General features: G+C 66.8%; 19 protein-coding genes. 5 read left to right on the top strand and 14 right to left on the bottom strand.

The genetic code is table 11. The annotated features are described in order from the left end of the window. Positions 1–23 precede the first annotated feature (23 nt). Positions 24–1148, bottom strand: a complete 1125-nt coding sequence (gene dapE / locus AC1DGE_RS05700) for a succinyl-diaminopimelate desuccinylase (RefSeq protein ID WP_476892192.1) — start codon at positions 1146–1148, stop codon at positions 24–26. A gap of 68 nt (positions 1149–1216) precedes the next feature. Between dapE and dapD the strand changes: the two genes are divergently transcribed. Beyond that, complete coding sequence (dapD, locus tag AC1DGE_RS05695) at positions 1217–2227, top strand: 2,3,4,5-tetrahydropyridine-2,6-dicarboxylate N-succinyltransferase (RefSeq protein ID WP_476892191.1); 1011 nt, start codon at positions 1217–1219, stop codon at positions 2225–2227. A gap of 96 nt (positions 2228–2323) precedes the next feature. Then, positions 2324–3175: a hypothetical protein gene (locus tag AC1DGE_RS05690; RefSeq protein WP_441417170.1), complete on the top strand. Its 852-nt coding sequence runs from the start codon at positions 2324–2326 to the stop codon at positions 3173–3175. Positions 3176–3188: 13 nt separating this feature from the next. Here the strand turns inward: AC1DGE_RS05690 and AC1DGE_RS05685 are convergent, their stop codons facing one another. From AC1DGE_RS05685 to fdxA, 5 genes are all read right to left on the bottom strand, one after another. After that, the gene (locus AC1DGE_RS05685) at positions 3189–3800 is read right to left on the bottom strand and encodes a hypothetical protein (protein ID WP_441417169.1); all 612 of its coding nucleotides are present in this window, start codon (positions 3798–3800) and stop codon (positions 3189–3191) included. A 58-nt stretch (positions 3801–3858) separates the two neighbouring features. After that, the gene (locus tag AC1DGE_RS05680) at positions 3859–4521 is read right to left on the bottom strand and encodes a TetR/AcrR family transcriptional regulator (protein WP_476908512.1); all 663 of its coding nucleotides are present in this window, start codon (positions 4519–4521) and stop codon (positions 3859–3861) included. 82 nt (positions 4522–4603) lie between these two features. Further along, positions 4604–5887 (bottom strand): citrate synthase, encoded by a 1284-nt coding sequence (locus tag AC1DGE_RS05675; protein WP_307034993.1) that lies wholly within the window; start codon positions 5885–5887, stop codon positions 4604–4606. A 231-nt stretch (positions 5888–6118) separates the two neighbouring features. Next, positions 6119–7267, bottom strand: coding sequence for a succinyldiaminopimelate transaminase (gene dapC / locus AC1DGE_RS05670; protein WP_476908511.1), 1149 nt, complete (start codon positions 7265–7267; stop codon positions 6119–6121). 12 nt (positions 7268–7279) lie between these two features. Next, positions 7280–7606 carry a ferredoxin gene (gene fdxA / locus AC1DGE_RS05665; protein WP_056737938.1) on the bottom strand — a complete coding sequence of 109 codons (327 nt, stop codon included), beginning with the start codon at positions 7604–7606 and terminating at the stop codon, positions 7280–7282. Positions 7607–7758: 152 nt separating this feature from the next. Here fdxA and AC1DGE_RS05660 point away from each other — a divergent pair, with 152 nt between their 5' ends. Continuing rightward, positions 7759–8007: a putative acetyltransferase gene (locus tag AC1DGE_RS05660; protein ID WP_476892188.1), complete on the top strand. Its 249-nt coding sequence runs from the start codon at positions 7759–7761 to the stop codon at positions 8005–8007. Positions 8008–8482: 475 nt separating this feature from the next. Here the strand turns inward: AC1DGE_RS05660 and AC1DGE_RS05655 are convergent, their stop codons facing one another. From AC1DGE_RS05655 to typA, 3 genes are all read right to left on the bottom strand, one after another. Beyond that, positions 8483–9292 carry a type IV toxin-antitoxin system AbiEi family antitoxin domain-containing protein gene (locus AC1DGE_RS05655; protein WP_476908510.1) on the bottom strand — a complete coding sequence of 270 codons (810 nt, stop codon included), beginning with the start codon at positions 9290–9292 and terminating at the stop codon, positions 8483–8485. A gap of 381 nt (positions 9293–9673) precedes the next feature. Continuing rightward, the gene (locus tag AC1DGE_RS05650; RefSeq protein ID WP_441417164.1) at positions 9674–10051 is read right to left on the bottom strand and encodes a hypothetical protein; all 378 of its coding nucleotides are present in this window, start codon (positions 10049–10051) and stop codon (positions 9674–9676) included. 27 nt (positions 10052–10078) lie between these two features. Further along, the gene (typA, locus tag AC1DGE_RS05645; RefSeq protein ID WP_441417163.1) at positions 10079–12007 is read right to left on the bottom strand and encodes a translational GTPase TypA; all 1929 of its coding nucleotides are present in this window, start codon (positions 12005–12007) and stop codon (positions 10079–10081) included. A gap of 288 nt (positions 12008–12295) precedes the next feature. On the opposite strand from typA, the gene AC1DGE_RS05640 reads away from it, so the two are divergent. Then, complete coding sequence (locus AC1DGE_RS05640; RefSeq protein ID WP_441417162.1) at positions 12296–13114, top strand: SGNH/GDSL hydrolase family protein; 819 nt, start codon at positions 12296–12298, stop codon at positions 13112–13114. A gap of 148 nt (positions 13115–13262) precedes the next feature. Here AC1DGE_RS05640 and AC1DGE_RS05635 read toward each other — a convergent pair whose 3' ends face one another. The 5 genes from AC1DGE_RS05635 to AC1DGE_RS05615 all read right to left on the bottom strand — a co-directional run bounded on the left by AC1DGE_RS05635 (position 13263) and on the right by AC1DGE_RS05615 (position 20868). Continuing rightward, entirely contained in the window at positions 13263–14984 is a 1722-nt protein-coding gene (locus AC1DGE_RS05635) for an ABC transporter ATP-binding protein (protein ID WP_441417161.1), read from the bottom strand. A gap of 11 nt (positions 14985–14995) precedes the next feature. Continuing rightward, the gene (locus tag AC1DGE_RS05630) at positions 14996–15988 is read right to left on the bottom strand and encodes an ABC transporter permease (protein ID WP_441417160.1); all 993 of its coding nucleotides are present in this window, start codon (positions 15986–15988) and stop codon (positions 14996–14998) included. After that, positions 15978–16907: an ABC transporter permease gene (locus tag AC1DGE_RS05625; protein WP_441417159.1), complete on the bottom strand. Its 930-nt coding sequence runs from the start codon at positions 16905–16907 to the stop codon at positions 15978–15980. The genes AC1DGE_RS05630 and AC1DGE_RS05625 overlap by 11 nt, the downstream gene beginning before the upstream one ends. Positions 16908–17122: 215 nt before the next feature. Next, on the bottom strand, positions 17123–18763 hold the full coding sequence (locus AC1DGE_RS05620; RefSeq protein WP_441417158.1) for a peptide ABC transporter substrate-binding protein: 1641 nt from the start codon (positions 18761–18763) through the stop codon (positions 17123–17125). A 278-nt stretch (positions 18764–19041) separates the two neighbouring features. Next, positions 19042–20868, bottom strand: a complete 1827-nt coding sequence (locus tag AC1DGE_RS05615; RefSeq protein ID WP_441417157.1) for an ABC transporter ATP-binding protein — start codon at positions 20866–20868, stop codon at positions 19042–19044. A gap of 79 nt (positions 20869–20947) precedes the next feature. Here AC1DGE_RS05615 and AC1DGE_RS05610 point away from each other — a divergent pair. After that, the coding region (locus AC1DGE_RS05610) for a PH domain-containing protein (RefSeq protein ID WP_476917062.1) at positions 20948–21570 on the top strand (623 nt) is incomplete at its 3' end.

Here is a 21570-nt window from a genome sequence, read left to right as displayed (position 1 = left end):
AGCGGCGAATTGGTCCCGGCCGGCTATACTCCCAGCCAGCTCCGCAGCGCCCGCAGGCACTCGCGGATCGCGTCGGCGTCGACGTGCTCGTCGTCCTTGTGCGCCAGCAGCGCATCGCCCGGCCCGAAGTTCACGGCGGGGACGCCGAGCTCGCTGAAACGCGCGACGTCGGTCCAGCCGTACTTCGGCTTCGGCTCCGCGCCGACGGCGGCGACGAAGGACGCGGCGGCGGGATGGTTCAGGCCGGGCCGGGCCCCGTTCGCTCCGTCGGTGCGGACCAGGTCGAAGCCGGCGAGGAGTTCGCGGACGTGCTCCTCGGCCTGCTGCATGGATTTGTCCGGGGCGAAGCGGTAGTTGATCTCAACGACGCAGCGATCCGGAATGACGTTCCCGGCCGTCCCGCCGTTGACCCGCACGGCGTTGAGGCTCTCCCGGTAGTCCAGTCCGTCCACGGTGACGGTCTGCGGCTGGTAGGCGGCCAGCCTGGCCAGGATCGGGGCCGCAGCGTGGATGGCGTTGCTGCCCATCCAGGCCCGCGCCGAGTGGGCCGCCTCACCGAGGGTGGTCGCCTCGAAACGGATGGTGCCGTTGCAGCCGCCCTCGACGGTCCCGTCGGTCGGTTCCAGCAGGATCGCAAAGTCGCCCTCGAGCAGGCCGCCGTGGTTCCGGACCAGCCGGCCGAGGCCGCTCTTGACCCCCTCGACTTCCTCGTGGTCATAGAAGACGAAGGTGACGTCCTTATCCGGTGCCGCGCCGCCCTCGAACAGGCCCGCTGCCAGCGCGAGCTGCACCGCGACGCCGCTCTTCATGTCGGTGGCGCCGCGCCCGTACAGGACGCCCTCCCCCGGCGCCCCTGAGGGCCAGTAGGAGGGGACGGTGCCCAGCGCGCCCTCGGTGGTCGGCAGCGGGACCGTGTCCAGGTGTCCGGCGAGAATGACGCGCTCCGCCCTGCCCAGGTTGGTGCGGGCGATCATCGCGTCGCCGTCGCGGGTCAGCTCCAGCTGCGGGATGGCGCGGAGGGCATGCTCCACGGCGTCAGCCAGCCGGCGTTCCTCTCCGGAGACGCTGAAAATGTCGATGATGTCCGCGGTCAGCAGGGCAACGTCCTGGCGCAGGTCCAGGCGGGCGGGGGCAGTATGATCAGTCACCGTTCCACTGTATCTGCCCCCCCGTCACCGGTTTCGGGGAGCGAGGGGGCCGTCTATAGACTTGACGCATGACTGAAACCGCTTCTGCTGCTGTGCCCGACAACTCCCGCTCCGCCTACGGTTACGGGCTCGCAACCATCGCCACCCGCAACGGCACGGCCACGGTGCTGGACGTCTGGTTCCCGGCGCCGGCGCTCGGAACCGCTGCAGAGAACCTGCGCGACGTCGCGAACGCGGACCAGTCACTGCTCGACATCGCCGCACACGGCGCCGACGCGGACCGTGGCACCGAACAAAAGGTCGTTTTCGCGCAGATCCACCTTGACGAGGCGCCTGCCGACACCGCCGACGCGTACCTGCGCCTGCACCTGCTCTCCCACCGTCTGGTGCGACCGAACAGCATCAACCTGGACGGCGTTTTCGGCAAGCTGCCCAACGTCGTGTGGACCAACTTCGGCCCGGCCGCCGTCGAGGACTTCGAACTGACCCGCGCACGGCTGCGCAAACGCGGCGCGGTGACCGTCTACGGCGTGGACAAGTTCCCCCGGATGGTCGACTACGTCATCCCCTCCGGTGTGCGGATCGCCGATGCCGACCGGGTCCGCCTCGGCGCGCACCTGGCCGAGGGCACCACCGTCATGCACGAGGGTTTCGTAAACTTCAACGCCGGTACGCTCGGAACATCCATGGTCGAGGGCCGCATCTCCGCCGGCGTGGTGGCCGGCGACGGCTCCGACGTCGGCGGCGGGGCCTCCATCATGGGCACCCTCTCCGGCGGCGGCAAGGAGAAGATCTCCCTTGGGGAACGGGTCCTGCTCGGCGCCAACTCCGGCGTGGGCATCAGCATCGGCGACGACTCCGTCGTCGAGGCCGGCCTCTACGTCACGGCCGGAACCCGGGTGCGGGTGATCGGGCCGAAGGACGCCGACGGCGAGGACACCAGCCGGATCGTCAAGGCCGTCGAACTCTCCGGCGTCCCGAATCTGCTCTTCCGCCGCAACTCCTCCAGCGGCGAGGTGGAAGTACTGCCGCGCAAGGGCCAGACTGTCGAGCTCAATGAGGCCCTGCACGCCAACTAGGCGGCTGCCGCCAACCAACCGCCTGAAGAACAAACCGGCTGAAGAACAACTGGCTGAAGGACTAACTAGCCCGTCAGGGCTTGAGGGAGTAGTTACGTGGCACGCAGAGGTGGCTGGCGCCGTCGGATCGTGCTGTTGCTGACCCTGGCCATGGTGGCGGGGGCCATCTACACGGCGGTGGGATTCCTGCAGCGCTCCGAAACGCTGATCACGGAGCGCTGCACCGCGGTGGGCGCAGGCGGCGAAGATCTTGCCACCGACCAGGCCGCCAATGCCGCCCTGATCAGCGCCATTGCGGTCCGGCGCGGGCTGCCGGCACGCGCAGCCAGCATCGCCCTGGCCACCTCCATGCAGGAATCGAAGCTGCGCAACATCGGCCACGGCGACCAGGCCGGCCCGGATTCCCGAGGGCTGTTCCAGCAACGGCCGTCGCAGGGCTGGGGCACCGAGCAGCAGGTGATGGACCCGTACCACGCCACAAACGCCTTCTACGATGCGCTGGTGAAGATCCCGGGCTACGAATCGCTTCCCATCACGGAGGCCGCGCAGCGGGTCCAGCGTTCAGCGTACCCGGGCGCCTATGCCCAGCATGAGCCGATGGCCCGGGCCTTCGCCTCGGCGCTGACCGGGTACACCCCGCAGGGCGTCGATTGCTCGCTGCGCAAGCCGGATACCGCCGGGGCCGCCGGGCAGGTCCGCCAGCGCCTGCTGGCGGCTTTCGGGAGCATCCCGGCGACGGCGGCCGGCCGGACGCTGACCATCCAGGTCCAGGGCAGCGAGGCGTGGGCAGTGGCGCAGTGGGCGGTGGCCAACGCCAAGGCCTTGTCCGTCACGGAGGTGCGGCTGGACGGGCAGGGCTGGACCAGGGTGTCCCACAAGGGCTGGGAAACCGCAGAAGGGCCTGAGGGGCAGGTCACCATCACGGTTGCCGACAAACCCGCGTCGTAGCTGCCGGGCCCTCTCAGACCAGCAGTTCGACGACCGGCTGGACGTAGCTGCGGAAGAGTTCCGGTTCGGACAGCAGGGCCGAGCTCATGATGATCTTGTCCGGCTCCAGGTACCAGGCCCGGGGCTCGGCGAGCGGAAGCTCGATGATGGTCAGTTCGAAGTCGCGCGCGGCCCGGCCGACTTCCAGCAGCCGGTCATCGACCATGTCGGCGAGCACCTGATTGGCCCCGCTGGCGTCCCGCTCGGCTTCGAGGGCAAGATACTCCCCGCGGCGTTCCCGGGCCCAGCTGAGGGCGGCGCCGAAGTGCGCCTGCAGCACGCGCCGGAGGGCCGGCGAGTTACCGAAGGCCCGGAAGCCAGGCGGACCAAGCTCGGGCTCCATCTCCGGGTGGGCCTTCAGGATCTGCGCCCACCAGGCTTCCCACTCGGTCTTAAGGGCCGGCATGCCGCCGACCTCGTCAATCAGGTGCGTATGGTCGGAGGAACGGATTTTCGGTGCCACGTGGGAGAGTGCGGGGTGGCCCGCGGTGTCCAGGCCGGCCGCGTCGCGGACGTAAAGCGCTATGAGCATGGGACCTGAGGTGTCCATGGTGATTCGCCAGCCGGGACCGCCTGTGTGGTGCATCCGATTGCCTCCCTTGGCATGACGTACTTATCCAGTCTATTCCTGAAGGTAGCGCACGTTAATGGCTGGCAGCGCGGTGGTCCAGGCTCGCCAGATGGGCTTCCAGTACATCGTGGCACATTTGCGCCGTCATCCATTCCGGCTGCAGCAAAGCGTGCATGGTAAGTCCGTCCAGGGTCGCCAGCAGCCGCTCGGCCTCGGTGACGAGCCGCTGCTGCCCCGGCACCTCCGTGCCGTCTGTGCCGTCGACGGCGGCCGTGCCGTCGGCCGCGGCCAGGTCCATCATCAACCGGCCCACGACGGCTGCCACCGTGCGGTGGCTGCGGTCGGCTTCCGCGGCGAGGAATGGCTTGGTCCGGGCCGCGTTCTTGAAGGCCATCCAGACGCAGGCATCCACGGCCCGCTCCTCATCCAGCGGCAGCAGTTCCCCCAGCAGGGTTAACACGCCTCGCCGGTGCTCGGCCGAGCCAGGGGCGGTTTCCGCCAGCCGGTCCTCGGCGGCGTCGAGCCGGCCGGCGATGCGGTCCACCACGACGCCGAAGGAGTGCGCCAGGAGTTCGTCGCTGCTGGCAAAGTAGTGCCGCACCGAGCCCACCGCCAGATCGGCTTCGTCCGCTACTTCGCGGAGGGAGGCCCGTTCCAGCCCGTCCGCCGCGACGATCCTGAAGACGGCTTCGACAACTTCCTGGCGCCGCAATGCAGCGTCGACAAATTTGGGCATTGCTCCTTTTTAGCACGGATGTGCCGCCGGCCGCGCCCCTCATGCTTGAGGTGCGCGGCCGGCGTCGTTAGCGGCTTCTAGCCTAGACCGAAGGGTAGTTCCGTTCCGGCTCTCCCGTGTAGAGCTGGCGCGGGCGGCCGATCTTGGTGTTCGGGTCGCTGATCATTTCACGCCACTGGGCAATCCAGCCCGGCAGGCGGCCGATCGCGAACAGCACGGTGAACATCTTCTCCGGGAAGCCCATGGCCTTGTAGATCAGGCCGGTGTAGAAGTCCACGTTCGGGTAGAGCTTGCGCTCGATGAAGTAGTCATCCTGCAGCGCCTTCTCTTCGAGGCGGAGCGCGATCTCCAGCAGCTCGTCGTTGCCGCCGAGCTTGCTGAGGATCTCGTGGGCGGTGGCCTTGACGATCTTGGCGCGCGGGTCGTAGTTCTTGTAGACCCGGTGCCCGAAGCCCATCAGGCGGACGCCGTCTTCCTTGTTCTTGACCTTCTCCATGTAGTCCTCGGGCTTGATGCCGTCGGCCTGGATCTGGCGGAGCATCTTGAGCACGGCCTCGTTGGCGCCGCCATGGGCGGGGCCGAAGAGCGCGTTGATGCCGGCGGAGACGGAGGCGAAGAGGTTGGCGTTGGAGGAGCCGACCAGCCGGACCGTGGAGGTGGAGCAGTTCTGCTCGTGGTCCGCGTGCAGGATCAGCAGCAGGTCCAGTGCCTTGGCGACCACCGGGTCCACCTCGTACTGCTCGGCCGGGAGGCCGAAGCTCAGGCGCAGGAAGTTCTCCACGAGGTTGTGGGAGTTGTCCGGGTACAGCATGGGCTGGCCGACGGACTTCTTCAGGGCATAGGCGGCGATGACCGGCATCTTGGCCAGCAGCCGGTAGGTGGAAACCTCAACCTGCTCGGCGTTGAACGGGTCCAGCGAGTCCTGGTAGAAGGTGGACAGGGCGGACACGGCGGAGGACAGCACCGGCATCGGGTGGGCGTCCCGCGGGAAGCCGCTGAAGAAGCCCTTGAGCTCCTCGTGCAGCAGGGTGTGGTGGCGGATCCGCTGGTCGAACGCTTCCAGCTCGGCCGGCGTCGGCAGGTTGCCGTAGATCAGCAGGTAGGAAACTTCCAGGAAGCTGGAGTGCTGGGCGAGCTGCTCGATCGGGTAGCCCCGGTAGCGCAGGATGCCGGCGTCACCGTCAATGTAGGTGATGGCCGAGGTGGTGGCCGCGGTGTTCATGAAACCGGGGTCGAAGGCAACGGCGCCGGTCTGCTTCAGCAGCTTGGAAACGTCGTAGCCTTCGTTTCCTTCAACAACCTTGATGCGCGGGAGCTCGAGCTCGCCGCCCGCGTGACGCAGGGTTGCGCTGGTGGTCTCAGTCATGGATTCTCCTCATGAGGCGTCTGGGCCCCTGTTGAAAGCTTGATCCAACATCTGGTGAAGCCGCCCACGGAACCTGTATCTGGACACGGATTCCAACGGCTGCGCTGCCTTCTTGTGGAAAGCCACCATTGATAGTCAGTTAAAAACTACCGTCAGTTCGCGGGTGGCACTAATCCGAGGCGATTCCAAGGCGACCAAATCCCGCATCTTGTGGCCCTCCTCACAGCATTGTTACGGTCCCGTAGCCAGCCGCTCGACGGCGGCGTCGATCCGCTCGTCACTGGCAGTGAGCGCCACCCGGATGAAGCCGTTGCCGGCGTCCCCGTAGAAGACACCGGGACCGACGACGATTCCACGGTCGGCGAGCCTGCCCACGGTGTCCCAGGTCGCCTCGCCCGCCGTGGCCCAGAGGTACAGTCCGGCGCGGGATTCACGGATGTCCAGCCCGAAACGCTCCAGTGCCGGGACGATCCGTTCGCGCCGGCCGCGGTACAGGTCCTTTTGCGCCGCCACGTGGGCGTCGTCGCCGAGGGCCACCCGCATGGCCTCCTGGACCGGGTACGGCACGATCATGCCCGCGTGTTTGCGGCTGTTCACCAGGTTGGCCATGATCGCGCCGTCGCCGGCCACGAAAGCGGCGCGGTAGCCGGCGAGGTTGGACTGTTTGCTCAGCGAGTAGACCGCCAGGAGGCCCTCATGGGAGTCCCCGGCCACCCGGGGGTCAAGGATGCTGGGGACCGGCTCGCCGCCGCGCTGGACGTCCCATTCGCCCCAGCCAAGTTCGGCGTAGCACTCGTCGGAGGCGACCACGGCACCAAGTTCCCGCGCCTGGCCGACGATCCGCTGCAGCGACGCGACGTCACGCACGCTGCCGGTTGGATTGGCCGGGGAGTTAATCCAGACGAGCCGGACGCGCGAGCGGGTGTCGGCGTCGAGTTCGTCGAGGTCGTCCGCGGCCACGTGCTCGGCGCCGGCGAAGGTGGCCCCGATGTCGTAGGTGGGGTACGCGACGGTCGGGCGGACCACGACGTCGCCGGCCCTGAGTCCGAGCAGGAACGGCAGCCAGGCCACGAGCTCCTTGGACCCGACGGTGGGCATCACGTTCCGCGGGTCCAGTCCGGGGACGCCGCGGCGCCGGTCGAACCAGGCAGCGATCGCTTCCCGGAGCGCCTGGGTGCCGTGCACCGTCGGGTAGCCGGGCGCATTGGCCGCCGCCCGGAGCGCCTCCTGCACCAGGGCCGGCGTGTCATCCACCGGGGTGCCGATCGAGAGGTTGGCTACGCCCCCCGGGTGCGCCGCGGCCCGCGCGAGATACGGGGCCATGGCTTCCCACGGGTAGTCGGGCAGGCTGAGGCCGAAGCTGCGCACCGCAGAAGTCACCGGAGCGCCGTCCTAGTTGTCTTGGTTCTGCGGGGGCAGGGCGGCGATCATCGGGTGGTCCGTGTGGGTGTTGCCGATCTTGGCGGCGCCACCCGGCGAACCGAGCACGTCGAAGAACTCAACGTTGGCCTTGTAGTAGTCGGCCCACTCCTCGGGGGTGTCGTCCTCGTAGTAGATGGCTTCGACGGGGCAGACCGGCTCGCAGGCACCGCAGTCCACGCACTCGTCCGGGTGGATGTACAGGGAGCGCTCACCCTCGTAGATGCAATCGACGGGGCACTCTTCAATACATGCCTTATCTTTGACATCTACACACGGCTGCGCGATTACGTACGTCACGTCCCTGGCCTCTCCACGTTGGTTCCGGCGTCCCGCCGGATCTTGCTCCCGGCCTGAGCGCCGGGCTACTGACTTCCGAGCCTATTATCTCCCAGTCTGATCCCGCGAACCTAGCCGGGCGTCACAGAGCCCGCGCGTCCTACTATGAACGGGTGAGTTCACCGATCCCCCAGCCGCAGCAGTTCCTCTCCGACGCGCCCCTGGGCACCCGCGTGGTGGTGCGGTACCGGATCGAGGGAGGCCTCACGGACGCGATCGGCGACCTCGTGGGGAAGGCCGACGGCGGCTGCACCGTCCGCACCCGGCGCGCCGACGTCGTCATCCCGCTCCGGCTCGTCGTGGCGGCCAAGGAAGTCCCGCCCGCACCGCCCCGCCGGCCCCGGGGACACGCCCAACCGTAGCCCCGGCCGCCGGACATGCCCACCCCCCCCCCTGCCCGCCCCGCCGGACATGCCCACCGCCTGCACGCCCCGCCGGACATGCCCACCGCCTGCACTGAGCAATGGACATAACACGTATACGTCCATCCCTGACGGGAAGCGGGGAGCATGCCCGTTGCGAGCCCACCCGCCCCCCGCGGAACATGCCCACCCCTAGCTTCGAGCAATGGACATACTGCCCATGTGTCCAGCCTTGGCCGGGAGCGGGGAGCACGCTCATTCTCCGCGGTCGCCGACGGACATGTCCTCGCCTAGAGCCGGGCAATGGACATATTGTCCATATGTCCATTGCCGGCCGCGCGCACGGAGCATGTCCGTCCCGCGCCCGACCGAGCGCGGAACATGTCCATCGACGATGCTGCAACGCGGACAAGTCCAGTGCCGGCAGGGGTGCACACATCCTGCGAGCTGCTTTGCTCGGCCCGGACGACCGGCGTCAAGCGGCCGCTGAGAGCCGGTTCAATGCCTCACGGACCATGGCTATGAATTCCTGAGGACGGTACTTGAGCAGAGGGTAGGTCACGACCAGGGTGGGTACGCCCAACCGGACAGTGACATTCCACCGCCGTCGGTCTTCTTCGAAACTTGCGCGGTCCATGTGAAACCCGGCACCGTCGGTCTCAATCCCGAGCCGGCCGTCCACCATGAGGTCCAGGTGGCCCATTCCGGGGATGTTCACCTGCGACTCAACATGAAAGCCCGCCTGTCGCAGCAGGAACCGCGCCATGCACTCGATGACCGACTGCGACTGCGGAACGATAGCCGCAGCAATTCTGCGCTCCCGGGCGTCGCTTCGGCCGGCCAGCCGCTGTCGAAGCGCTGATAGCGGAAGGCCCTTGAGGACGATGGCGGATTCGGCGAGTGCCAGGCCGTCCAGTTCCGGCAGGCAGCGCAGGCTTTGGACCACGGTGTCCAGCAGTGTCGGCGGTGCCGCAGACCGGTGGCAGACAAAGCCCGGGTAACTGCGGCTGTGGGGCAGCGCTACATGCGGATGCTTGGGCGTTTCGAGCACCCAAAGTCCACTAAAGTGCGCGGCACTGACACAGGCGGGCTCGGCGGGCAGGGAACGGATGGCGACCAGTTGCGGATCCGCGCCCGGTATTGCATATACCCCGCGGGCGACCCGGGCGACACTTCCGTTGGCGAGGGCGGCGTTGAGCTGGAAGCTGGATATTCCTGCCGCCGCGAGATGCTTGGCTCGGACCACACCGTCGTACTTGGACATGACTTCACTGACTTTGACCATGGGTCCATGATCTCTGTGCCGACCGCCCCGGAGCAGCCCCTTTTTCCGGTATGTGCACAAGTGCATGTCCGTTGGTAGGCGCCGCCGTTGGGCATGTCCACCGGCGGGATCGGGACATGTCCGTTGGCAGGCCCGGACTGGGCATGTCCATTGCTCAGCACGGGACATGTCCGCTGCCGGGCCCGATCGGTGGACATAGTGCGGATATGTCCATCCCAGCGGCCGAAGGATGGGCATGTCCCAAGAGGGCAGGTGCGGAGGATGGGCATGTCCACCCCGGGGAGCGGAGGATGGGCATGTCCCAAGGGGGCAGGTGCGGAGGATGGGCATGTCCACCCCGGGGAGCGGAGGATGGGCATGTCCCCCGTGGGTCCGGCTCCGCTACCCCGCGTGCCGTGCGTAGCGGCGGCACCAGACGAGCATGGCCACTGTGACCGCGCCCGCGCCGAAGATCCAGAGATTCCCGGCGAGGTCCCCGATGATCAGACGCTTGCCTACCTCGAGGGTGGACCACCAGCCTGTCAGCGCGTAGCATCCCGCGCCGCAGACCGCCGTCGGGACGAGGGAACGGAAGGCGGTCCCGAGCAGCAGCTCCACGGACGCCAGCAGGACCAGCGCGGCGACAGCGCCCCAGGGAAGGTCGACGCCGGCCACTGCCAGATGCTGCCGGTGCAGCGCGGTGCCAGCCAGGGCAACAAAAAGAGCTGCCGGAAGGGCGGCGGCAATACCRCCTGCCCTTCCGGCAGCTCTCTTAGTCACGTCTCAGCCGAAGCCGGTAGACCGGGATTAGACCTTGGCGCGGGCGCGGTTGGACTTGGCCCGCTCGTTGGTGTCGAGGATGACCTTGCGGATGCGGATCGACTCCGGGGTGACCTCGACGCACTCGTCTTCGCGGGCGAATTCGAGGGACTCTTCGAGGGTCAGGTCGCGCGGCGGCGTCAGGTTCTCGAAGGTGTCCGAGGAAGCGGCACGCATGTTGGTGAGCTTCTTTTCCTTGGTGATGTTGACGTCCATGTCATCGGCGCGGGAGTTCTCGCCGACGATCATGCCCTCATAGACCTCGGAGGTGGGCTTGACGAAGAAGGAGCCACGCTCCTGCAGGTTGATCATGGCGAACGGGGTCACAACACCGGCGCGGTCGGCGATCATCGAACCGTTGGTGCGGTACTCGATCGGGCCGGCCCACGGCTCGTAGCCTTCGGAGATGGAGGCGGCGATGCCGGCGCCACGGGTGTCCGTGAGGAACTTGGTGCGGAAGCCGATCAGGCCACGGGCCGGAACGATGAATTCCATGCGGCACCAGCCGGTGCCGTGGTTGGCCATGTTGGTCATGCGGCCCTTGCGGGCTGCCATGAGCTGGGTGACGGCGCCGAGGTACTCTTCCGGCACGTCGATGGTCATGTGCTCCATCGGCTCGTGGATCTTGCCGTCGATGGTCTTGGTGACAACCTGCGGCTTGCCCACAGTCAGCTCGAAGCCTTCGCGGCGCATCTGCTCGACCAGGATGGCCAGCGCGAGCTCGCCACGGCCCTGGACTTCCCAGGCATCCGGACGCTCGGTGGGGAGCACCTTGATCGAGACGTTACCGATCAGTTCCTTATCGAGGCGATCCTTGACCTGACGTGCGGTGACCTTCGCGCCCTTGACCTTGCCGGCCAGCGGCGAGGTGTTGATACCGATGGTCATGGAGATGGCGGGGTCATCCACCGTGATCAGCGGCAGCGGCTGCGGGTTCTCGGCGTCGGTCAGGGTCTCACCGATGGTGATTTCCTCGATGCCGGCGACGGCGACAATCTCGCCCGGGCCCGCGGACTCGGCCGGGACGCGGTCCAGTGCCTTGGTGGCGAGCAACTCGGTGATCTTGACGTTCTTCAGCTCACCGTTGGCGCGAGCCCAGGCCACGGTCTGGCCCTTGCGCAGGGTGCCGTTATAGATACGCAGCAGGGCGAGGCGGCCAAGGAACGGGGAGGCGTCAAGGTTGGTGACGTGCGCCTGCAGCACACCGTTCGGGTTGTAGGTCGGCGCCGGGATGTGGTCGATGATGGTCTGGAACAGCGGCTCCAGGTCCTCGTTCTCCGGAGCGGTGCCGTCAGCGGGCTGCTCGAGCGAAGCGCGGCCGACCTTGGCGGCGGCGTAGACGACCGGAACGTTGAGGATCTTGTCCAGGTCCAGGTCCGGAACTTCGTCGGCGAGGTCGGAGGCCAGGCCAAGGAGCAGGTCCATGGACTCGTGGACGACTTCCTCGATCCGGGCGTCGGGGCGGTCGGTCTTGTTGACCAACAGGATCACCGGGAGGTGCGCGGCGAGGGCCTTGCGCAGCACGAAGCGGGTCTGGGGCAGTGGGCCCTCAGAGGCGTCGACGAGGAGGACGACGCCGTCGACCATCGACAGGCCGCGCTCGACCTCACCGCCGAAGTCGGCGTGGCCGGGGGTGTCGATCACGTTGATCGTGATGGTCTCACCGTGCGAGGACGGACCGTTGTAGGCCACCGTGGTGTTCTTGGCCAGGATGGTGATGCCCTTTTCGCGTTCCAGGTCACCGGAGTCCATGACACGGTCTTCGAGGTGGTTGTGCTCGGCAAAGGAGTTGGTCTGCTTGAGCATGGCGTCGACCAGAGTGGTCTTGCCGTGGTCAACGTGGGCCACGATCGCGACGTTGCGCAGGTCACTGCGCGATGCAGTGGCTACCGCAGTGTTGGTGGTGGTTTCAGACATGCGTTATTGCTCGATTCAGTGGTGAAGTCAGCTGTTGTATCGCGACATTTCCAACCGGAACGCACGACAGGTACGGCCCTTTGACACAGGGCGCCTTCATCCATTCTAGACGCTAGGGCATTTATTGGCCTAAAATCCCAAAGCGCCCCTCCCCCGGCCTGTTACCGAATCGTGAGTCCCCCACGCTGTCAGGTGACCAAAGTCACTGGTATTCGGGCCGGGCATGCCGCATTATTGCTGGAGTAACTACGAACGCGGGGGAAGTCCGACATGCCAAGCGTCCAGAGGATGGCCCGTATCATCCCGCCATTTCTCGCCGCAGCCCTCTTCCTTGGCGGCTGTGCCCCGGCGCCCGACGCAGCCGAGTTGCCCAAAACCTCAGACCGCGTGAAGGAGCTTCCGGTGGCCGCGGCGGCCGGCCCGGGACAGCCCGCGGCAGCAGGTTCCGTCCGCAAGAAGACCGCAGCGGTGAATCCGGACAGCCTGCCCCCGGGCTCGGTCTACCGGAACCCTGCGAACGGCAGGGACGAAGTCATCGTCGAGGACATTTCGAGCACCGCCGTATTGATCGGCGATTCCCAGTCCGAGCCTTCGGAGAGCTGGCCCCGGCTTGCCCTCGGGAACCTCGGCTACGACGTGGTGTTCGGCGGCGGAAGCGGCACCGGGTTCGTGGCCGGCAACGGCACCCGCGGAAACTACATCGACGGCCTCGAGAACGGGGACTGGCGCCTGCCCTACGGCGCGCCACCGCTGGTCGTCATCGAAGGCGGCGGAAACGACGCCGCCAGAGGCGCCTCAAATGTCGACATTGCTGAGCACGCCGAGCGCCTGATCCAGGCCATCGAGGACCGCTACCCCGCCGCCGAGGTGGTGCTGGTCGGGACCCTGGCGCGGGGCGCCCAGGCCGGCGGCGGGCGCCGGACACAGGTGGACACCCTGCTGGGCGCGGTTGCCAAGGAGTACGGTCTCTCCTTCGTCAGCGTCGGCGACTGGCTGACCCGTTACGGTCTCGCCCGGTACCTGGCTGACGACCGCCACCTGAATGCAGAAGGGCACAGGCTCGCGGGGGCCCTGCTAACCAAGCGGCTTGAGGCCCTCGACCTGTAAGGACTGACACGGGCCCACGCCGGCTAGGACCGTCAGCCACCAACCAGAAAACAACCAAGAAACAACCAGCCAACGCAAGAGCCGGCGCCCACCCTGGGGTGGACGCCGGCTCTTGTGTTTTAAGGCTTGCTCTTGCCGCAGCCTATGGCTAGGCCGTTGCCACCTCGGGGGGCAGCATGAGCTTGGCGCCGGGAATCGCGTTGAGCAGGGCCTTGGTGTAGTCCTGCTGCGGCGAGTCGAACACGTCGTCGGTGGAACCGGTTTCGACCAGCTTGCCCTTCTCCATCACGCACACGTGGTCGGCGATCTGCCGGACCACCGCAAGGTCATGGGTGATGAACAGGTAGGTCAGGCCCAGCCGGGACTGCAGGTCTGCAAGCAGGTTCAACACCTGCGCCTGCACCAGCACGTCGAGCGCCGAAACGGCCTCGTCGCAGATGATCACCTCGGGGTCGAGGGCCAGGGCGCGTGCGATTGCCACGCGCTGGCGCTGGCCGCCGGAGAGCTCGTTCGGGTACCGCTGCATGGTGGACTGCGGCAGCGCCACCTGGTCCAGCAGTTCCCGGACCTTCTTCTCGCGGCTGGCCTTGTCCCCGATCTTGTGGGTCCGCAGCGGTTCCTCGATGGTCCGGAAGATGTTGTACATCGGATCGAGGGAACCGTAGGGGTCCTGGAAGATCGGCTGCACGCGGCGGCGGAAGGCGAAGATCTCCTTGCTGTTCAGCGTGGAGGTGTCGACGCCGTCGAACACGATCTTGCCCGAGGTGGGCTGCAGCAGGTTCAGCACCATCTGCGCCACCGTGGACTTGCCGGAACCCGACTCCCCCACGATCGCCGTCGTGGTTCCGCGCTTGACGCTGAAGGAGACGTCGTCCACCGCGGTGAAGTCGGTGGCCCGGCCGAAGCCGGAGCGCAGCTTGAAAACCTTGCTCAGGTTCTCAATCTGGAGCACCTCGTCGGGCATGCTCGACGCGACGACGACGTCCTCGGCCGGCGCCAGCAGATCCTCCGATTCGACGCCCAGTTCCTTGGCGGCCTGGATGCGCCGTGACGCCAGCGACGGCGCCGAGGCGACCAGCCGCTGGGTATACGGGTGCTGCGGGTTCTGCAGCAGCTCCAGCGAGGGACCGGATTCAACGACCTGCCCGCGGTACATCACCACGACCTTGTCGGCACGTTCGGCAGCCAGGCCCAGATCGTGCGTGATCAGCAGGACGGCCGTTCCGAGTTCGGTGGTCATCTTGTCCAGGTGGTCCAGGATCTGGCGCTGCACGGTCACATCCAGGGCCGACGTCGGCTCATCGGCGATGAGCAGGCGCGGCTGGCAGGACAGGCCGATGGCGATCAGGGCACGCTGGCGCATGCCGCCGGAGAATTCGTGCGGATACTGGTTGGCGCGGCGCGCAGCATCCGGCAGGCCGGCCTCGGAAAGCACCTTCGCGACGTCGTCCGGGCCGCTGGGCAGCCCGTTCGCCTTCAGTGTTTCCCGGACCTGGTAACCGATTTTCCAGACCGGGTTGAGGTTGGACATCGGATCCTGCGGCACCATGCCGATGCTGTTGCCGCGCAGCTCGATCATGCGCTTCTCCGAGGCGTGGGCGATGTCCTCGCCGTCGAAGATGACTTGTCCGGCAGCCACCCGGCCGTTGCCCGGAAGCAGGCCGATGGCGGCCAGCGCCGTCGTCGACTTGCCGGAACCGGATTCGCCGACGATCGCGACGGTTTCGCCGGGCATCACGGTGAGGTGGGCGTTGCGGACGGCGTTGACCTCGCCGTTGCTGGTGGTGAAGCTGATTGCCAGGTCCTTGATTTCAAGGAGCGGGCGCCCGGCCGCCGCGCCGGCTTCGTGGATTTCGACAGAGGCGTTCATGGCGTCCCCTTTCATCGCTTGCGCGCTTTGGGATCGAGCGCATCACGCAGGGCGTCGCCCAGCATGATGAAGCTCAGGACGGTGATGGACAGCGCGATAGCCGGCCAGAGCAGCGGCATCGGGTTGGACCGCAGGGACGCCTGCGCTGCCTGGATGTCATTGCCCCAGGACATGACGCTCGGCGGGAGGCCGATGCCGAGGAACGACAGGGTGGATTCCGCGACGATGAAGGTGCCCAGCGAAATGGTGGCCACGACGATGATCGGCGCGAGCGAGTTCGGCATGACATGGCGCATCAGCGCGCCGAACTTGGAGACACCCAGGGAACGGGCGGCAGTCACGAAGTCAGCGTTGCGGACCTCGATGACGGCGCCGCGGGTGATGCGCGCGATCTGCGGCCAGCCGAAGGTGACCAGGATCAGCACGAGCGTCCAGGCCGTGCGGTTGGCACGGAACACCGGCAGCTGCATCATCACAATGGCGCCGAGGATCAGCGGCAGGGCGAAGAAGATGTCGTTGATGCGGGCCAGGATGGAGTCCACCCAGCCCCCGTAGTAGCCGGCGAGGGCCCCCATGATGCCGCCGATGAGGAGGACGCCGAGGGTGGTGAAGAGGCCCACGGTCACCGAAGAGCGCGTGCCGAAAATGACGCGCGCATACACGTCGCAGCCTTGCTGGGTGAAGCCCAGCGGGTGCCCGGCCGCCGGTCCGGCGTCGGAATTGGCCAGCTGGCATGCCTCGGAGGCCGGATCAATACCGGAAAAGAGCGAGGGGAAGAGTGACACGGCGACGACGACGAGGATCAGGAACGCGGAGATCAGGAAGAGCGGCTGCCTGCGCAGGTTCTTCCAGGCCTCGCCCCAAAGGCTCAGCGGGGCCTGGTCTTCCTTGACCTTGTCGGTTGCCTGCAGCGGTGTTTCGGCAAAGTCGGCGACGAAGTGTTCGACGTGCCGCTTCGCCGGCGCCGCAGGGCGCAGGTCTGGGGTCATGTTCTCAGGCGTCATAGCGGATCCTTGGGTCAAGCCAGGCGTACAGCAGGTCTACAAGCAGGTTGGACACGACGTAGATCAACACGAGCACCGTGACGATCGAGACGACCGTGGGGCCCTCACCCTGCGTAACGGCGCGGTAGAGCCGGTTGCCGACACCGGGGACGTTGAAGATGCCTTCGGTGACGATGGCTCCGCCCATCAGGGCGCCCAGGTCGGCGCCGAGGAAGGTGATCACCGGGATCAGCGAGTTGCGCAGAATGTGCACGCGGACCACACGGAAGCGGGACAGGCCCTTAGCCGTGGCGGTGCGCACATAGTCGGCATTCATGTTTTCGATGACGGATGTCCGGGTGAGGCGCAGGACGTAGGCGAATGAGCCCAGGCCGAGGACGATCGCCGGCAGGATCAGGTCCTGCACCGTGGCGGCCGAGCTGACGGTGGGCTTGGCCCAGCCGAGCTGGACGCCGATGGTGAACTGCAGCAGGAAGCCGAGCACGAAGATCGGGATGCCGATCACGATCAGGGAGGCGATCAGGACCGTTGCGTCGAAGAACTTGCCCTTCCGGAGGCCGGCGATCAGACCGAAGATGATGCCGAAGACGGCTTCGAAGATCAGCGCCATGACGGCCAGCCGGGCCGTGACCGGGAAGACCTCGCCCAGCACGGCGGCGATCGGGCGGCCGGAGAAGTCCTGGCCAAGGTCGAAGGTGAAGATCCCCTTGAGATACAGCAGGTATTGGATCCAGAACGGCTGGTCCAGGTGGTACTGCTCGCGGAGCTGGGCCGCGACGGCCTGGTTGACCGGCTTGTCGCCGAAGAGTGCCACGATAGGGTCGCCAGGCAGGCTGAAGACCAGGAAGTAGACAAGCAGCGTGGCGCCCAGGAAGACCGGGATCAGCTGCAGGAAACGCTTAAGGATGTAGGTCGCCATCAGCGAAGGACACCCCCGTCAGCAGGCATCCTGTCCAAGGATGCGGCGGAGTTGTTCATCAAAGAACCTTTTCACTATGGGTGCAGCCGTCGCCGGTGCGGTCACGGCGGGCCGGCTGCGAAGACACCGGCCGAAGGCTGGTGCTTAGAAATTGGGGTGGAAGCAAAACAACGGCGGAGGCCCCAATCCAGGCAGCCCCCGCCGTTGTTCAGTTGTTACTTGCCAGTGATGTTGTAGTACAGCGGGACGCCGTCCCAGCCGTAGTCAACGTTGGTGACCTTGTCGCTCCAGCCGCCCTGGGCAACCTGGTACCACAGGGGGATGGCCGGAAGGTCGGTCAGGAGGGTTTCCTGGGCCTTGTTCATGGCCTTGTTGCCTTCGCTGACCGAGGAAGCGGCGAGACCTTCAGAGATGGCCTTGTCGAACTCCTTGTTGGCGTAGCGGGCGTCGTTCGAGCCTGCACCGGTCTTGTAGATCGGTCCGAGGAAGTTGTACAGCGACGGGTAGTCGGCCTGCCAGCCGGCGCGGATCGCACCGGTCAGCGTGCCTGCGGTGGCGTCGTTGCGGGCTTCCTTGAAGGTCGCGTACGGCTTGCCCTCAACCTTGATACCCAGGGTGTTCTTGAGCTGGTTCACAACAGCCTCGACCCATGCCTTGTGGCCGCCCTTGTCGGCGTTGTAGGCGATGGTGAAGGTCTTGTTGGCGTCCCACTTCTGGATGGCGTCAGCCTTGGCCCAAGCGGCCTTGGCCTTGTCGGCGTCGAACTTCAGGTTCTCGGAACCCGGGATCGAGTCGCTGTAACCGTCCAGGACGGGGGCGGTGAAGTCCTTGGCGGGCTGGCGTGCGCCGCTGAAGATGACCTTGGTGATTTCATCGCGGTTGATGGCCATGGAGATGGCCTGGCGGCGAAGCTTGCCGGCTTCCCCGCTCCACTCCGGCAGGTATTCCGGAATCGCGATGGTCTGGTTGCCGGCGTACGGCTTGTTGATGGTGCGGTCGCCCAGGTCGGTCTTGAAGTTCTTCAAGGCGCTCGTGGGGATGGTCTGCAGGATGTCCAGGTTGTTGGACAGCAGGTCCTGGTACGCGGCGTCGTCGTTCTGGAAGATCTTGAACGTCACGCCGGCGTTCTTGGCCTTGCGGGGGCCGTTGTAGTCCGGGTTCGGGACGAGCTGGATCTGCACGTTGTGCTGCCAGCCGCCGTCGGCCAGCTTGTACGGGCCGTTGCCGACCGGCTTCTCGCCGAAGCCCTTCGGGTCCTTCAGCGCACCGGAGGGAACCGGAACGAAGGCGGTGTAGCCGAGGCGCAGCGGCCAGTCGGATTCCGGCTGCTTGAGTTCGACGGTGAAGGTCTGGTCGTCGACGACCTTCAGGCCGGACATGGTCTCGACCTTGGAGCCTTCGGCGCTGGCCTCGTCGTAACCCTTGATGCTTTCGAAGAAGGCGCCGCTGAGCTGGGCGTTCTTAGCGGCCGCACCGAAGTTCCAGGAGTCGACGAACGACTTGGCGGTGATGGCCTCGCCGTTCGTGAACTTCTGGTCCTTCTTGATCTTGATGGTGAAGTGCTGGCCGTCCTTGCCTTCGATGGACTCGGCCAGTTCGTTCACGGGCTTGCCGCTGGGGTCATAGCTGACCAGGCCGGCGAAGATCATGTCGATGACCTTGCCGCCGCCAACTTCGTTGGTGTCGGCCGGCATCAGCGGGCGCTGCGGCTCCGAGCCGTCGGCGATGATGACCTTGCTGGCGTTGCCGCCGGTGCTGCCGCCGGCGGTGTTAGAACCGCCGCCGCCGCAACCGGTCAGGGCCAAAGCGGCGATAGCCACCATGCCCAGTGCTTTGGAAGTGCGCGAAAAACGCATTCCGCCTCCTAAGAGTTGTGGGAGTTCGTGCGGGAGAGACTTGTGCTTCCCGGCAGGCCCGGGCACAGAGATATCCTGTGACGTGGCCTACATATGGAAGTAGCCTAACCGCAAAAAGTCCGAATGGTGGAACTCCGTTGCCAAACCGTGACTCGACAACGTCGTGACGGCTAGCGTCAATCGCAACGTATTTCAAGTCACACATTACTGGCTGGTACCATTCGCTCCCGGCGGCTCCTGGTTATGGCCCGTTAACCGAAAATCTCCCGCGGAACCCCTTAGCTGGCGCCCGAGAGCAGCTGGGCGCGCAGCTCCCGCCGCTCCCGCTGCTTCTCCGGATCCGGCAGCGGCACAGCGGCCAGGAGCCGCTGGGTGTAGGCCTCCTGAGGGTTCCGGAGGATCTGGTCGCGGGTGCCCTGTTCGACGATCCGTCCGCGCTGCATCACGCAGATCCTGTCGGCCAGGACGTCGACGACGGCCAGGTCGTGAGTGACGAACAGGCAGGCGAAGCCAAGTTCCTTCTGCAGGTTCTGGAAGAGTTCGAGCACCTTGGCCTGGACGGACACGTCAAGGGCCGAGGTAGGTTCGTCGGCCACCATCAGCTTCGGCTTCAGCGACAGGGCCCGGGCGATGCCCACGCGCTGCTTCTGGCCGCCGGAGAGCTCGTGCGGGTACCGGTTGCGGTAGTCGCGCGGCAGTTCCACCTGGTCCAGCAGCGCCTCGATCCGGGACTGCAGCGCGGCGCCCTTGGCGACGCCGGCGAGGAACATCGGTTCGCCGATGCTTTCGCCGATGGGCAGCCGCGGGTTCAGCGAGGATGACGGGTCTTGGAAGACCATGCCGACGTGCCGGCGCATTTCGTGCAGCTGGCGGCCGTTCTTCTTGGCGGCGGAGATGTCCTGCCCCACGACCTTCATGGTGCCCGCCGCCACGGGGAGCAGGCCGACGGCGGCACGCCCGATCGTTGTCTTGCCGGATCCGGACTCCCCCACCAGGCCGACCACCTGGCCGGGGTAGATCGCGAGGTTGGCGCCCTCGACGGCGCGGAAGGCCGGCACGCGCCCCTGCTTGGGGTACTCGATGGCGACGTCGGTGAGTTCCAGCACCGGTTCGCCCTGCGGCTTCACCGTCTCGGCGGCGGACAGCGCGGCGGCGTTTTCGCGCTCGCGGCGGAGCAGCTCCGAACGCGGGACCGCCTCAAGGTCGGCGTGCGTCGCCGCCGCGAGGGCCGCGGTCACGTCAACCTCGTCGTCGCTCGCCGCACCGCCCTGCCCGAGGTGCGGGACGGCGGCCAGGAGGGCCTTGGTGTACTCATGCTGCGGGTTGTGGAAGATCTGCTCCGCGGTGCCGGTCTCGACGATCAGCCCCCGGCGCATGACGGCGATCCGGTCCGCGAGGTCCGCCACGACGCCCATGTCGTGGGTGATCAGCACAATCGCACTGTCCAGCTTGTTGCGCAGGTTGCGCATGAGGTCCAGGATTTCCGCCTGGACGGTGACGTCCAGCGCGGTGGTGGGCTCGTCCGCGATCAGCAGCTTCGGGTCGCAGGAGAGCGACTGGGCGATCATGGCGCGCTGCCGCTGACCGCCGGAGAGCTGGTGCGGGTAGGACTTGAAGGCCTTTTCCGGGTCCGGCAGCTCCACGAGGTCGAGCATCCGCAGGGCACGCTCCTTTGCCTGGTCGGGCGAGACCTCATTGTGCAGCCGGATGGTCTCCACGATCTGCGCGCCCACGGTGTACACCGGGTTCAGGGCCGTCATGGGCTCCTGGAAGATGACTGCGACATCCTTGCCGCGGACCGCGCGGATGTTGGCCTCGTTCCCGCCGAGCAATTCCTTGCCGCCAAGTTTCACGCTGCCGCTGACCCGGCTGTTGCTCGGTAGCAGTCCCAGCAGTGCCATCGAGCTGGCGCTCTTGCCGGAGCCGGACTCCCCCACGATCGCCAGGACCTCACCGGCCCGAACCTCGTAGTTCAAGCCGATCGCCGCGGGAACCCACTTCTTGTCCACGCCGAAGTCGACGCTGAGGTCCCGGACCTCCAGGACGGTGTCACCTTTTCCGGGCGCGGGAGCCGGGGCGGGATCCAGGGTGATGAAGTCAGTCATGATGGGTTTTTCCTTCCACCCGAGCCGCCGTCGCACCGGTGATTAGTGCTGGAACTCGGAATACTGAATTATGGGGGGCATGAGCACTGTGCCCGCTGCCGGAAACGTTGAAATCTTCAAGGCCAGGACCAACAAGTGGTTCGCCTGGCTGGCCTGGACCGTGGCGGTCGTCGGCCTGGTGGTCACGGTCGCCTCGGCCGGCCCCGCGGCACTCCCCACCACCGCGCCGCTGCTGCTGATCGCGCTGCTGGGCTGGCAGTTCTTCTGGATGCCCGCCGTCGTGGTGCACGACGGCGGCGTCACCCTGGAGAACCCGTTCCGCTCGGTCCTGGTGCCGTGGGCGGCCCTGGTGCACGTGGACACCCGCTACGCCCTGACGCTGGTGACGGCACAGAAGGGCTACGCCGCCTGGGCGGCGCCGGCCCCGGGCATCTGGGGCGGACGCAATGCCCGCCCCGAGGACCTGCAGGGCCTGCCGGACACCAGCTACGGCCCGGGGAAGTCGGTGCGGCCGGGCGACCTCAAATCCACCGACTCCGGCCAGGCCGCCCGCCTGGTGCGCACGCGCTGGCGKGACCTGGTGGAAAGCGGCGCCCTCGCCGCAGGCGACGCCGCAGGCGACGCCGACACGGCTGTGACCGTCACGCCGCGCTGGGCGGCCATCGGCGGCGTCGTGCTGCTGCTGGCGGCCAGCTACTGGGC

The sequence above is a fragment of the Arthrobacter sp. 05N425 genome (assembly GCF_056397125.1).
Note: the sequence above shows the minus strand (reverse complement) of the source record. Positions and strands in the feature narration are given on the sequence as shown.

Coding starts and splice junctions, on each gene's coding strand:
- AC1DGE_RS05620 (WP_441417158.1), bottom strand. CDS start 18,763: ATGCGTTTTTCGCGCACTTCCAAAGCACTGGGCATGGTGGCTATCGCC.
- typA (WP_441417163.1), bottom strand. CDS start 12,007: ATGTCTGAAACCACCACCAACACTGCGGTAGCCACTGCATCGCGCAGT.
- dapD (WP_476892191.1), top strand. CDS start 1,217: ATGACTGAAACCGCTTCTGCTGCTGTGCCCGACAACTCCCGCTCCGCC.
- AC1DGE_RS05680 (WP_476908512.1), bottom strand. CDS start 4,521: ATGCCCAAATTTGTCGACGCTGCATTGCGGCGCCAGGAAGTTGTCGAA.
- AC1DGE_RS05685 (WP_441417169.1), bottom strand. CDS start 3,800: ATGCACCACACAGGCGGTCCCGGCTGGCGAATCACCATGGACACCTCA.
- AC1DGE_RS05615 (WP_441417157.1), bottom strand. CDS start 20,868: ATGACTGACTTCATCACCCTGGATCCCGCCCCGGCTCCCGCGCCCGGA.
- AC1DGE_RS05655 (WP_476908510.1), bottom strand. CDS start 9,292: ATGGTCAAAGTCAGTGAAGTCATGTCCAAGTACGACGGTGTGGTCCGA.
- AC1DGE_RS05635 (WP_441417161.1), bottom strand. CDS start 14,984: ATGAACGCCTCTGTCGAAATCCACGAAGCCGGCGCGGCGGCCGGGCGC.
- AC1DGE_RS05640 (WP_441417162.1), top strand. CDS start 12,296: ATGGCCCGTATCATCCCGCCATTTCTCGCCGCAGCCCTCTTCCTTGGC.
- AC1DGE_RS05625 (WP_441417159.1), bottom strand. CDS start 16,907: ATGGCGACCTACATCCTTAAGCGTTTCCTGCAGCTGATCCCGGTCTTC.
- AC1DGE_RS05675 (WP_307034993.1), bottom strand. CDS start 5,887: ATGACTGAGACCACCAGCGCAACCCTGCGTCACGCGGGCGGCGAGCTC.
- AC1DGE_RS05630 (WP_441417160.1), bottom strand. CDS start 15,988: ATGACGCCTGAGAACATGACCCCAGACCTGCGCCCTGCGGCGCCGGCG.